At 57.4% G+C, this 12,721-nt stretch carries 10 protein-coding genes; 5 read left to right on the top strand and 5 right to left on the bottom strand.

All coding sequences use genetic code 11. The features are described from left to right. Nucleotides 1–5 precede the first annotated feature (5 nt). Nucleotides 6–563: a dTDP-4-dehydrorhamnose 3,5-epimerase gene (gene rfbC / locus GGD66_RS20835; RefSeq protein WP_092261937.1), complete on the bottom strand. Its 558-nt coding sequence runs from the start codon at nt 561–563 to the stop codon at nt 6–8. A 349-nt stretch (nt 564–912) separates the two neighbouring features. Here rfbC and GGD66_RS20830 point away from each other — a divergent pair, with 349 nt between their 5' ends. The 3 genes from GGD66_RS20830 to GGD66_RS20820 all read left to right on the top strand — a co-directional run bounded on the left by GGD66_RS20830 (nt 913) and on the right by GGD66_RS20820 (nt 6,918). Further along, nucleotides 913–3,252, top strand: a complete 2,340-nt coding sequence (locus tag GGD66_RS20830) for an AAA family ATPase (protein WP_092261959.1) — start codon at nt 913–915, stop codon at nt 3,250–3,252. A gap of 75 nt (nt 3,253–3,327) precedes the next feature. Next, nucleotides 3,328–5,340, top strand: a complete 2,013-nt coding sequence (locus GGD66_RS20825) for a hypothetical protein (protein WP_183258850.1) — start codon at nt 3,328–3,330, stop codon at nt 5,338–5,340. Nucleotides 5,341–5,448: 108 nt separating this feature from the next. After that, nucleotides 5,449–6,918: an exopolysaccharide biosynthesis polyprenyl glycosylphosphotransferase gene (locus tag GGD66_RS20820; RefSeq protein WP_210321618.1), complete on the top strand. Its 1,470-nt coding sequence runs from the start codon at nt 5,449–5,451 to the stop codon at nt 6,916–6,918. 55 nt (nt 6,919–6,973) lie between these two features. Here GGD66_RS20820 and GGD66_RS20815 read toward each other — a convergent pair whose 3' ends face one another. Beyond that, nucleotides 6,974–7,342: an H-NS family nucleoid-associated regulatory protein gene (locus tag GGD66_RS20815; protein ID WP_018316114.1), complete on the bottom strand. Its 369-nt coding sequence runs from the start codon at nt 7,340–7,342 to the stop codon at nt 6,974–6,976. A gap of 694 nt (nt 7,343–8,036) precedes the next feature. Between GGD66_RS20815 and GGD66_RS20810 the strand changes: the two genes are divergently transcribed. Further along, the gene (locus tag GGD66_RS20810) at nt 8,037–8,420 is read left to right on the top strand and encodes an H-NS family nucleoid-associated regulatory protein (RefSeq protein ID WP_018316113.1); all 384 of its coding nucleotides are present in this window, start codon (nt 8,037–8,039) and stop codon (nt 8,418–8,420) included. Nucleotides 8,421–8,548: 128 nt separating this feature from the next. On the opposite strand, the gene GGD66_RS20805 is transcribed toward GGD66_RS20810, so the two are convergent. From GGD66_RS20805 to GGD66_RS20795, 3 genes are all read right to left on the bottom strand, one after another. Beyond that, nucleotides 8,549–9,625: a nucleotidyltransferase family protein gene (locus GGD66_RS20805; protein WP_246783312.1), complete on the bottom strand. Its 1,077-nt coding sequence runs from the start codon at nt 9,623–9,625 to the stop codon at nt 8,549–8,551. Further along, a complete protein-coding gene (locus GGD66_RS20800) occupies nt 9,612–10,829 on the bottom strand; it encodes a serine/threonine protein kinase (RefSeq protein ID WP_183258849.1) in 1,218 nt (405 codons plus the stop codon). The genes GGD66_RS20805 and GGD66_RS20800 overlap by 14 nt, the downstream gene beginning before the upstream one ends. Nucleotides 10,830–10,934: 105 nt before the next feature. Beyond that, a complete protein-coding gene (locus GGD66_RS20795) occupies nt 10,935–11,156 on the bottom strand; it encodes a hypothetical protein (protein WP_245283133.1) in 222 nt (73 codons plus the stop codon). Nucleotides 11,157–11,840: 684 nt separating this feature from the next. On the opposite strand from GGD66_RS20795, the gene GGD66_RS20790 reads away from it, so the two are divergent. Continuing rightward, nucleotides 11,841–12,056 carry a hypothetical protein gene (locus GGD66_RS20790; protein ID WP_049814761.1) on the top strand — a complete coding sequence of 72 codons (216 nt, stop codon included), beginning with the start codon at nt 11,841–11,843 and terminating at the stop codon, nt 12,054–12,056. Nucleotides 12,057–12,721: the final 665 nt, after the last annotated feature.

Below are 12,721 nucleotides of genomic sequence, written 5' to 3'. Positions count from 1 at the left end.
CTCCACTACTCAAAAACGAAACCAAGCTGGTTGAACGCAGGAAGGGTTTGGTCCTTTGGTGACACCTGAGCCTGAGGGATCGTCACGGGCCACTTGATCGCTAGCGTCGGATCAGCCCAATAGACGCCGCCGTCGTGGCTCGGGGCATAGACCTGGTCGACCTTGTACAAGACGACGGTCTTGGGTTGCAGCGTACAGAAGCCATGCGCGAACCCCTTCGGAATGAACACCTGCTCACCACTTTCACTATCCAGCTGGATGGCGATATGCTTGCCGAAGTTGGGCGATGACCGCCGGAGATCGACGGCAATATCGAGAATGGCCCCGTTCAACACCCGTATGAGTTTCGCCTGGGCGAAGGGCGGTCGCTGGAAGTGCAGGCCACGTACCGTGCCGATCCGGTCTGAGCTGGACTGATTGTCCTGCAGGAAGTCGTGGAGGATACCCTTTTCGGCAAAGGCCGATCGCTGGAAGGTCTCACAGAAGTAGCCGCGGCCGTCGGCAAACCGATCTGTTCGAACTACTTTGACATCAGGGATCGCCAAGGATCGCAGTTCCAGCATTAGGTACTCCTGCCGGCCCTCACTTCAGAATCGGGTTTCCATGCGGAGGGCATAATCCCCGATGGAATTAATTCTTTGCCAGGCCAAACCGGCCCCTAACCATCGCATTATTTTTGATAAAAACACTGCATAGACCTTAAGTGACGGAAATATAATACTATTTTCCCACGATTTGGCCCAAAATGACGCGTTCATTGATTTTCGGTCTCGTTTCAATTAATAGATGATTCATTTAATTTGGCAAGTAGATTTTTATAAGGTATATAATCCCTCGCCGCTTGGTACGTCCTTCTTGAACGCTGGTCTGCTGGCGGGCGGCCTCAACGTGGCTCAGTCGGATAGGTACGTGATGCTCCAGAACAATCTTCAACACACGGATAAACTACGGCTGGCGGTGAACGGGCTTGCTCAACCCGTCCAGGCAGACAGCGGAGGGATCAACGACGTCATCAATTTCGCGATCGGGCTTCTGCGACGCCAATATCTCGTGATCCTTGTCACTGCTGGACTCATCACTGCGGCCAGCGTGCTCTATCTCCGGCTGGTATCTCCAACCTATACGGCGCAGGTTCAGATCCTGTTAGCCAATCCAAGGCCCCAGTTTGTCCAGCAGCAATCGCTCGTCGCCGAGCCGGCATACGATCTCGGTCAGATCGAGACCCAGCTTCAGCTCCTGAGATCAAGGGCAATTGCGGTTGCGGTGATCGATCAGTTGAAACTGACGGACGATCCAGACTTTAAGGCGTCGGGGCCATCTCTACAGTCGCTCTGGCAGCGAATCCGGTCATTTGCCTCGAATGGACCGAAGAAGGAAGCGCCCTCGGATACGCAGGGCGAACCATCGGACGCTATGGTAGACGCATTTCTCGGCCGACTTTCAGCGGGACGTGTCGGGTACAGCAACATCATTGAGATCAGTTTCAATTCGAGCAACGCGGTTCGAGCCGCGGAGATCGTCAACGCCGTCGCCAAGACCTATGTTGCGGACCAGCTCAACGCAAAGTTCGACGCAAATCGCAGGGCAACAAGCTGGCTGCAGGAGCGGCTGCGCGACCTCGGTGACCAGGCCCTCGCTGCACAACGTGCCGTCGACGTCTACAAGGCTCAGAACAATATTGTTTCTTTGGATGGAAAGCCCATCGACGAGCAGCAGATCACGGAGATCAACAATCGATTGGCTGCCGCACGCGCCCAGACCTCCGAGGCCACGGCCAAATTGGCTCGCTATCAAACTCTCCTTACCACCTCCGATCCGAAAAATCCGGCCTCAATGGCCAATCTGGATGCCGTCGGGGCCGATGCGCTGAACAGTCAGATCATCACGGGGCTGCGTCAGCAGTATCTAGAACTCATGAGACGCGAGGCCGAGTTGTCCGCCAGGGTCGGTCGCGACCACTTGGCAGTCGTTAATGTCCGCAACCGCGCGCGGGAGTTTCGCGTCTCCGTCTTCGACGAAGTCAGGAGACTTGCCGAAGTCAGCCGAAGCGAGTTCGAACTCGCCAAACAGCGCCAGGAAGAAGTCGAAAAGCAGCTGTCCAAGGCCGTTTCGCAGTCTCGTTCAGTCAATTCTGCCGAGTTGACTATCAAGGATCTAGATAGCCGGGCGAAGGGCTTGCGCAGCCTGTACGAGACCTTCTTGCAGCGTTACATGGGCTCCGCACAGCAGGAGACATTTCCTGTCTCAGAAACGCGGGTCCTTTTTCCCGCTTCGCCGCCGCCAAGCAAGAGCAAGCCAAAGACGAGGCTGGTACTGGCGCTGGGCATCCTTGGCGGTCTTGGAGTGGGCATCGGCTTGGCGCTCCTCAGAGACCTCATGGACCGCGTCTTCCGTACCTCCTCCCAACTGGAAACTGTGTTGGAATTGCCTTGCCTATCTATGGTCCCGTTGTTACCCGCCCGCAAGTCTCCGAAGCCGTCAGTTCGGCTCCTGAAAACCGACGATGATAACCAGCAGCGGATAGTTTCGTCTCCAACCGCAATTCACCGAACCGTGGTCGGGATGCCGCTATCTCGATATACGGAGGCAATTCGTTCTATCAAGCTGGCCATCGACCACAATCCGGCGAAAATCTCCTCCCAGGTCATCGGCATTACCTCGGCCCTGCCGAATGAGGGGAAGACCACGATTGCGGCCTCGCTCGCGCAATTGATCGGGCACACCGGCAAGAGAGCCATCATCGTCGACTGCGACCTCAGGAATCCCTCACTAACAGCTATCTTTGCGCCCAAGGCTGTCAGCGGAATCATCGAAGTTGCAAACGGCACCCGGTCCCTGGCGGACGCCATTTGGCGGGATCCGACAACCAACCTTGCATTTTTGCCCGCCGTGCGGCGGGGACCCCTGCTTCACACCAGCGAAATTCTTTGCGCGGACGCGATAAGCAAGCTGTTCGACCGTCTGCGAGCAGACTATGACTACGTCATCGTCGACCTTCCTCCCCTGACCCCGTTGGTTGATGTCCGAGCCACTTCTTCTCTCATCGACTGCTACATTCTGGTTGTTGAATGGGGCCGTACCAAAATAGATGTCGTGCAGCACGCGCTGCACACAGCACCCAACATTCACGAGTCGCTCATTGGGGCAGTGCTCAGCAAAACCGATACCAAGGCAATGGCTCGATATGACGGTCATCGGAGCTACTATTATCATGACAGCCACTACATCCGTTACGGACTTTCCGGCTCTTGAGGCTGTCTCGTAGCGGCCTCCGCGTTCTCCGGCCGGTGGATCGGCGGAGTGGCCGCACCACACGATGAGGTTCACATGATTATCCGCCTTGTCATGTTGGCCGAGTTCGTGGCGATTACCGCGGCGCTCGCGATGCCGGAAAGCCTGCAAAGCTGGGTGTTGGCATCCTTCGTACTTGCAACGGCCGCGCTGGTCGTAGCGATCTTTCCATCGTCCACCTCCCTCGGGCTCTCCAAGCTGCTCCGGCCCGGTCTCGTCGCTGTACTCGTGGCTCCGGCGCTCTGGATGGCGTTACAGGCAGTGCCGATGCCCATGGGCACATTCGGCAATCCCATTTGGGCCACTGCATCGGCCGCCCTGAACGAGTCGCTCGCCGAAATAGTCACGGTCGATACCAGGGCGACTATGGTCTCGCTCTCGCAGTATTGTGCAGTGCTCGCCGCGGCCCTCCTCACCGCGGTCATCGCGCTTGATCGATACCGCGCGGCGCAAGTCCTTCATATTCTCCTGTCGATAGCCACGATCGCCACTGCTATGTGGTTCCGTAAGGAAACAACTGGTATTGCCGGGCCCGATGGCTCAACCGTCGCTGTGCTCGGCGTTTTGCTTTCCTGTGCGACGGCAATACGAGCGTTCGATCAGCTACGACGGCACAGTCGGCCCGGAACAATCGCGCCAGCCCCGCTCCCGGCTCTGTTCGCGGCGATCATCGCAATGATCGTCTGCCTGGCCGCGCTTCTCAGCCGGGCCAACTCCACCGCCATCGTTTCTGCCCTCCTCGGATCAGGAATCTTGCTATCGGTATTCGCTATTCGCAGGTGGTTCTTGGGCTTGTGGGGTACCGCCGGCATTTTCGCAACAGCCGCAATATTCTCTATCGCCAGCGTCACGGTCATTCCGTTCAGAACGAACACCGATCTGACGATCGCCTTGTCAACGAGCAGCCAGATCGCGACAGAACGGATGCTGCAGGACGTCGCGCCGGCAGGATCCGGTGCGGGCGCTTCGGCGGTCCTCTTGCCGATTTATCGCGACGTTGGAACCGGCGCGACAACAGAAAGGCCAACCGCCGCCGCAGCCATTGTCATAGATATGGGCTGGGCCTTCCTTTGCGGCCTCGTAATTATAGCAATGCTCGGCGCCTGTATTCTGGTCAGGCGTTCCCTTTCTCGAGCTTACGATTACGTGTACCCGGCCCTGGGCGCGGGCGCTTCGATAGCGCTGACGATACTAGCCTTTGCCGATCACGGAATTCTGGGTTTGGGCGCGTCGCTTTTGGTCGCTGCGCTTTTTGGACTGGCGTTTGCTCAAAGCCTCCCCGGCGCGGGCCGAGACGCCATATCCGCGGAATGGAAGGCGCCTTCGGAGCGGATGGCCGGTCCGGCTCCGGCGCCGCTTCCAAAGTTCGCGTCATCATTGACCGCCATTTGGCCCCGCGCTGCCCTGATGCTGCTTGGAATCGTGCTGATCATGCAGGCAGTATGGACGGTCCCTCACGAGTGGTATCTCGGTGGTCAATCTTCTTTGTCGACAGCCCTATCGACAATAGCACCATGGCCGTACGGGATCTCGAAACCGGTTTCAGTTGCGGCGACACGTGAAGACTTATCTCTCCGAGGAGAAGCGAGATCCAGTTGGGATTTGACACCAGCTGCGGACGAGCAAAAGACGGATTCTCCAGCGGCTTCAAAAGCGTTTGCTCGTACATTGCGCTCTTCGCCCCTCCGCGGCGACATTTGGCTCTTGCTCGCGGCGGCATCGAAGCACAATTTGGCTCAGTCTAGCACGGCAGCGATGCTCAAGATGTCGTGGTACACCGCGCCCAACGAGTTGGATCTGCTTCCGTTGAGGCTGTCCATCGCACTCGCTACAGATGCAGTGCTACGGGACTTCGAGTTCCGTGACTTGATCAAACGAGACGTCAGCCTCGTCGTTACGCATCAGCCTATCGTGAGCCCAGTGCTTGCGGCCGCATACCGGTCGGCTTCGGCCGACGGAAAGGTCTACCTCGAGAGCCTGATTTCGGAGCTGGATCCGTCGTACCTCGACAAGATACACGCGCGGAACTCCCGACAGGGATCTCGATAAACCCCTCCGGGCGGCACGGAATGCTAGATAGCCAAGGTCGGTATTTTTTTCTTGATAAATTCAGTTAATTAATAATATATTAAATATTAACTCGCTGGTGCCCGAGAAATGAACTTCGTGAACCGACATTTTCCCGATCGGGAGGTTACGGATCGTGTCAGTCCCGGTCCGGCTGTGTCCCGCCAGCACAAATGGCCCCTCCGTTATGACTCGGTTGAATACGTGGCGCTCTGCGCGGATATTGCGACCATTTTGTTTGCGAGCGTCGCTTCCACATTGCTGCATCAGGCTAAAAATGGACAAGCCGCAGGCGACTTGGGCGCTGCAACTGGCTTGGCGCTAGTAAGCGCGGCCTATCTCGTTTGCGTGCTGAAGACCCAGGGCCTTTATCAGCCAGTTGAGCTCCTCGCCCTCCGAAACCAAATACGCGTCGTCTGTATGGCTTGGACGTCGTTGTTGCTCTTCATCTGGGCCGTGTCCGGCTTTGCGGTTCGCCCGGAGTCTTCTCAGCAAGCAGCCCCGCTTTTCGCCGTCTTGGGCCTCGGCTTGCTTATGGCCGAGCGGTGGGGGGTCAAGGCGCTTCTCGGAAGGGGACTCAGCGGCAGAAAGTTCGCCGAGACAAATATTGTTCTGATCAGCGATCAACCACTATCGAAGAACGCGGGGCTGTCTGAAGCGCTCGCCATGCACGGTTATAGCGTCAAGGGACGGTTCAGCTTGCCTCCAATGGGCTTTGGTCCGGTCTGTCGAAGGCGGCTCACCGCCCGTGTGATCGATTACATTCGCAGTTGCCAGCTTGAGCAGGTAGTGGTGGAAGCTAAGCCGGAACGATGGCACGAACTTCGGGCCCTCATTGCCGATTTACGGGTATTGCCGTTCCCGATCATGTTTGTGCCGGTCGGCACACCATCCGAATTGCTTCGACATCATACGCGAAGTCTTGGAAGCGCCGTTTGTGTAGAACTTCAGCCCGGCCCCCTCACACCGCTGGAATGCGCGACGAAGCGGATGATTGATATTATTGGCGCGGGACTCGCGCTGGCGATACTTGCGCCGCTGCTTGCGTTGGCCGCGGTCGCGATCAAACTGGATTCTCCAGGCCCTGTATTCTTTCGGCAGAAGCGCTGTGGCTTCAACGGCCGGACCTTCTTGATCCGCAAGTTCCGGACCATGCATGTGCTCGAGGACGGGCCCGTGATCCTTCAGGCCCACCACGCCGATCGACGTGTCACCCGCATCGGCAAATGGCTACGGCGGTCAAGCTTCGATGAACTGCCACAGCTGCTAAATGTTCTTGACGGCAGCATGTCGCTGGTGGGTCCGCGTCCCCATGCCTTGGCCCACGACGGGGAATTTGACAAGCTCGTGCGAAACTACGCGTTTCGCCGCAGGGTCAGGCCAGGATTGACCGGATGGGCCCAGATCCACGGGTGCCGCGGTGCAACACCCACAGCGTCCATGATCGAAGCACGTGTACAGTACGATCTCTGGTACATCGACAATTGGAGTCTTCGGCTGGATCTCGCAATCGTGTTGCAAACTCCGATGGAGGTCTTGCGGGGCCGCAACGCCTACTAGGGTTGATCCCCGCCCAAAGCCCCAGACTCCGCAACCCCGCTGGCGCAGCGAGGTTTCACGCCCGCTGCCGGAGCTTCGGAGCCGCTGCCCCTATGCGAAACTCTTCGATCCGACGGCCGGATTTCATGGCAGCAACCAACCACCGCGGCCGCTTGCCACGCCCTGACCAGGTTTCGGAAGTCTGGGGGTTACGATATTTCGGCAGCACGCGCGGATATTTGCGCCTCTGCTTGCCGGTCGGCGAGACGCCCGGCCCACCTGCTTCGGCCAACACAGCCATCCCCCCGCCGAGAACCGCCAGGCGTTTCTCGAGTTCCTGCTTCTCGGCCTTAATCCGATCCGACAAAATGCCGCTAATTTCCTCATGAAGCGACCATAGATCGTCGAGAGACATCGCTTCTAGTTCGAGCTTCTTGGTCGACATGCTAGCATCCTGTAGTTGCGCCCATTTAATATTGTCCCGGCCGGGTAATCAAGAACCAAGTGGTCAGCTTATTCAAAAATATGTGGAACCGAACGGCAGGTTCGTGCTCCACATAACTGCGCCGCCGGTTCTGATCAAGACAAAAAAATGAACTTATCCGCTGAATTTAATAGCGGCCGAAGTAACATTACGCGCCTTGCGTGCACCGACGTCTCGACTCAAGTGAAGAATGACACGTTGGGTCGGGCGTGGGATCGACCTCCCATGCCGCGCCCTCGAAAAACATATCCGGCACGCGGGCCGCGCTGCTTCGTTCTTACTGAAATGCGACCATGGACCCGCGGCATCCGGGATGCTGAGGGACTGCAATACGCCTGAGGGCTAGCCGTCGCAGCTGGATTTGCTTCAAAGCCTGGCTATCAGTCTATTCAGCCGCGGGAGCGATGAACCGGCTGATCGCCTCCTGAAGGCGCCCAGAGGGCAATCGATAACATCCGACCCCTTTCTTCGGAGGCATTAAAAATAACGAAAATAATCCTCGCAATAAATATTAAATAATATATTATTTATTTATCGTCACGCTAATTTGAAAAACCAGCCTTGGATCTATCCCCAGATTTGGCGCTCGGAAACGATACTCGGCGTGGAGATGACAAGATAGTCGGGGCGTGGGTCGAACGGTGACCAGAATCGTATGCGCAGGCAAGATCTCGAAACCATGGATTTTGAGGAACTTTGGCTCCTCCACGAGGAGCTAACAAAGATTCTTGCTGAAAAGATCACAGCCGAAAAGCGGGAGTTGGAGAAGCGCCTGGCGCAACTCAATCAACCGGAACAGGTCGGTGAGCCCGAGAGCGGGGCGGCAGAGATGGGCCTAGGCCAGCCTCCCCGCCGCAAATACCCAAAGGTCGTACCGAAATACTTCAACCCTCTCAAGCCGACAGAGACTTGGTCTGGACGTGGCAAACAGCCGCGCTGGCTGGTTGCCGCACTACAATCAGGGCACACATTGGAGGAGTTCAGGATTCACGAGAACGGTGAAGCCTCCGACCAGAATGCTGGTGGTCAGGGGCATTGATTGCCCTGCCACTGCAAATCCCGCATGCGCGAAATCGTTTGATCCACGGAAGCTGGCAGCCGCTCGGAACGCGGGCAATTGAAAGCGTTCGCTTCGGAGCTGCCGCCTTTACGGAGAAGCTTGTGATTCTAGGCCTTCCCTGCGCGCACCGCGACGGCCGCCTTCAACAGAAACTGCAGAGTTCCCATCCTCGGCAGGGACCACAATCCACGCCGGCGCGCAGTGGGTTGGATGGTGTCATTCGCCATCTTCCGGTAGTTTCCGAGATCCAGCATCATCATTGCGAGGAAGGGCACGCGTGTGGCCGGAAATCGTGCTTGCATCAACTGTCGCATGAACTGCAGACGGGGAATCAGCCGAGAGCGCAACTCTTGCGGAATCTCGACGCCAAGCAACTCAGAAAGAGCGAACAGCTGAGTTTCAACCGCGTTCTTCATCAATTCGCCTGACACAAGAGAGGCAAGCTCTTTCCAATCCAGGCCCTCAGCAGAATTGCTCATATCGCGCAATTCCACAAGGTGCCGCAGATCGAGATCGCCCAGCCAATAACCGTAGTCTTGAAATTGATCATGGATGATCAACATGAGCGCCCGGTAGGTGGGCGCGGGGATATACACGCGTCCGCGCCCCAGCGGCGCCGGCACACAATGGTTCAGCGGGTGCCCGAAGCTCTGGTAGAGGTACGCAGGACCTGGAGCTGCCCGCTGCAGGTCGATGGTCCCGACATCCTGCGAGCGATTTAGCTCGACATGCCATCTAGGGCTTTCAGGAGGGGTCTCATAGTCTACATCGTAGCCAATTGCGCATAGGGCGGAGACCGCCAATCTGGCGTCGTCCGGCATAACCATAATATCCAGGTCAGACATTAGCCGAACGCCTCGTCGCTCCTCGGGCGCGGTCACCAGGGTCGATGCCCCCTTGAGCATGATTGGCGTAATTCCCAGGTCGTTCATCGCAATGACGGCTTCTTCGAGTTGAGCGACGAGCCGATTGTTCCGCAGCACGTTCCGGCGGTGGATCTGGCGAATATATCCGCAGACGTCCTCCGAAAGGATCGGTGCAAATTTGTCTACAAAATCGATGAGCGCCGGCGTCGTCAGTGTCTGATTTGCGAGCGCGATTACGGACGTCCACTCGACATCGACAGGTGGCATGCCTCGCAGGCAATTGCAGAGGCTCGTCAGCGCCGCGCTATGCCTTGCCATTGCATAGATCCATAAGCACGCGCCGAGCCTCCACGGCCTCGCAATAGGTGAGTTGAAGCGAGCGCGCGCCCGCGATGATCCGCTTCAAGGCGAAAAAGCCGGCCTGCGAAAGTCTTCCGTCAGCAGCAAACGCATTATCGATGAGCCGCTTCATCGAATCCAGTCGATCTATCGCGGTTAGTTCGGCCGGACCGCTCGCGACACGGTTCAAGAAGATAATCCAGCTTGCGGAAAAGCTCTGGCGGTACGCATCCGCAATGGGTACGTATCGCACCAGAACGCCGTCGGAGCGGCAATGCGTCGCATCGTACCGGCCGCCATGTAGTCGCGAGAGCAAATCCCACGATCCCTCCTTGAGGGTGAGTGCAAACGGGATGCCGCAGATCGCTCCGTCCGCGCCAACCAGCGCAACGTCATCGCCGGCGTACCGAAGTCCGGCATCCACCAGCTGCAATGAGAGGGTAGACTTTCCAGCTCCCGGTTGGCCGCACAACAACAGGCCCATACCGTCCTTCACAAGAGAAGCGGCATGAAGGGAGAAGGTCCAGCGATCGCTTCGAATAAGCCGCTCGGTGATGTGAGCTTTGATCGTTGGGGCCAGAGCCTCGACTTGACATCTGGAGATGCTGGAATCCTCTCCGCGCAAGATCACTTGCTCGTCCAGCATCATTGCCTCGATCGCAATGTCGTCATCGCCGCCGGCGCTCTGGTCTGAAACACAAAACAGCGAACACAGCCGCCCCAACAGGTCCCGATTTGCAGCTCGGACCCCTATTCGGTGCCGGCCCAGTACCGCTGAGAAGGCACAATCGGTCCGCATTTGCCAGTCGACCTCGAGCAACGCTCGATCGATCCAGGCATCTACGACCTGTCGCGTGAACTGGCGCGCCGTGTGCTCGTCAACGCCTAGCGTCCCAAGCCCCTTACAGGCGTCTTCCAGAGAGGCGCCTTGCGCCAGCTTACACCAGATGAATGCCCCTATTCGGTCCAGTTCAAAGATCTTCTGCCCTGCTCCGCTGAAGAGCACTGATCGACCGTCCAGCAGTGCGAACACTGCGTCCGAAGCCGGTCTCAACACCATCTCTGCCGACGATCTTTCCAGCACGGCTCCAACCAATGTGAAGACATCTGCCTCGCTGTACCAACGAAGCGACGACAGCGCCTGGGATGCTATCGTCGCGGCCTCGGCAGCCCACGAAGTCAATCCGAACCGTCCGCGGCGCAGCAATTCCCGTCTGCCGGGCACAAGTGACCCAATCGGCCTCGTTTCGAAGCGACAATCCGGTCCGTCATGCCACAGCTGGCCGCCCTACCCCCTCCCTCCGGAGAAATGTTCAACACCTGCTCTCAAAGAAAGTGCGCTCGCGCTCAACCGATGAGCATCCAGGAGGTACCGATAGGCTTCGCGATCGGCACTGCGTTCTCGCAAAATGCGCTCCTTCTCGCCAATGCCTATCAAATCCGCGCGCATCTGGGCCAACTGCGGCGCATCGGGGGCGAAATCGTACTCGCTAAGAGTTAAATCCCACATTGTCTCCTCCAGCCGAACGAAACCTGGACGAGCTTAGCTTACGTGATCGGCAGCAATTAACAACGATATTTACAGCAGCGCCATATAATCAAAATTTATTTCATATTTGAACCGAACCTAACCACCCGTTACCAAAGCTAATTGGCGGCGCGCACCGGACTGATGGCAGGTAGTGAGGGATGGGCCGAGCGTGCGAAGGGCCCGACCTTTTCGATGACGACACCCGCCGCGACAGCCCACAAAATAAATCGGCCGAGAGTCGCAAACCGGACCGACAACACGAATTTAATTGCGCATTAAATGCGAAAAGATAATGTTAACGAGTTGCGTGAGGGGGAGTGAGACCAGTGATCCGGTTGGCCGATCTGTCCGTCAAGAGGAAGATATTTAGCAGAATATTTGGCACGAAGCCGCAGGGATTTGGACATGCTAATTGTGAGGGGCCTCCCAGAAGCCTTCGGTTGAAGCCGAAAGCCTCATTTCATAGGCCTGCCGGCTAAGCCGGCGGTATCCCGAGAATTCGCCAAGCAGGAATCCGGTCGGTTGGAGAAGCGTCGTCACGAGCAAGCTGCCCTTTGCTCGACAACGACCCCAGGTGCGATGCCCCCCAAGTAACCCGCACCGACGAGAGCGCACTCCAGCCGACCGGCCCCTTTTTCAGCAGTATGTTTCTGGGAGGGTCACATGGGTATGGTCATGGTCGAGTGTCCGCAAACGGGTCGCGCGATTCCTACCGGCATCAAATCCGATCGCGAGACTTTCCTGCGGAGCATCGTGTTTTTCGGCAATACTCTTTGCCCAATCTGTGAGGCCAATCACAACTGGTTCGCCCGCGAGGCCTGGGTCGAAGAATCAATCGCCCGGACGGTGGATATCCTTCGTGCGGCTCCTTCGCGCTGATGTAATGCCAAGGCCGTTTCAAAGCGCGCGTCCAAACTCCCTTTTCCGATGCAAGCATTTTGATGCAATGCACTAGAGTGCTCGAAAATATTTCTGCGTATCGTCGTAAAGCGAACGGACGACTCCGGGATCCATTGCTTAGAAATTATTGTCACGTCGTCACAAATTCGATCTTCCCGTCACGGATTCGGCAAGGCCTGTTGGGGTGTTATAGTGAGTACTGGGGTTTGCAGCCTGGCTGTTCTGCATCATACAGCGATCGAGCTCGTTAACCTGCTCGCTCAATTGAAGCGGCTCCGGGAGAGAGTACGAAGGGCGGAAGCACGGCGCTCGGGAGACAGACGACCATCGGCGTCGCGTGCGCGAAAGCCACGAGCAACGAGATATCGCACGCGAACGATTCCCAAGTTAGTGCATTTCTGATCACCATGCTGGCTGAATCAAAGACCAGCATGGATGCGCAACGCCTATTCGCCGCAAGCGTGCCGTGTCCTCTCTAGCCCGCCTTCGACAGGCGCCAATTGCCTTCGATGGTCCCTTTGGGGTCTACCGGTGCCCACATCGCGCCCACGAGAGCAAGGCCATACGGCCACTTGCACAGCGGCATACATCGCAGCTTAGACCCTGATTCCGGCTCTCATCACGACCAAAGCCGCATCACAACA

Source organism: Bradyrhizobium sp. CIR48, assembly GCF_014198315.1.
Taxonomy (GTDB): domain Bacteria; phylum Pseudomonadota; class Alphaproteobacteria; order Rhizobiales; family Xanthobacteraceae; genus Bradyrhizobium.
The sequence above is the reverse complement of the archived record's forward strand: the minus strand, read 5'-3'. Positions and strand labels throughout refer to the sequence as shown.